The sequence below is a fragment of the Calyptranema fuscum S582 genome (genome assembly GCF_055793305.1).
Window position 1 is genome coordinate 1 of sequence record NZ_JBSLYH010000149.1, and the last position, 333, is coordinate 333.

General features: G+C 52.6%; 1 pseudogene. It reads left to right on the top strand.

Features of this window, described 5'->3' with window-relative positions:
- A pseudogene (locus ACR6Z4_RS32265) lies at window positions 1–333 on the top strand (IS630-like element ISAva6 family transposase); the annotation flags it as partial.

A 333-nucleotide genomic window follows, 5' to 3' on the forward strand; every position in this document is an offset into this window, starting at 1 on the left:
GTCATGAGCTTAGCCCTTCACGCCTTTGCCGCAGAACACAATCCTAAGGCAGACAAACTGATTGTGTTGTTGGTTGATCAGGCGCGATGGCATATGAGTCAACGCTTAGAGTTACCCGACGGGATCATCTTATTTCCGTTGCTCGCCTACACCCCTCAACTGCAACCGACCGAGTGTGTCTGGCCGTTGCTCAGGGAAGCGGTGGCTAATCAAGCGTTTGACGACTTGGATGCGTTGGAAACTCTGTTAGTGCGACGCTGTCAATGGCTAATGGCGCATCCCAAGGTTGTCCAGGGAAAGGTTGGATTCGACTGGATCCGGGCTATTACTCGT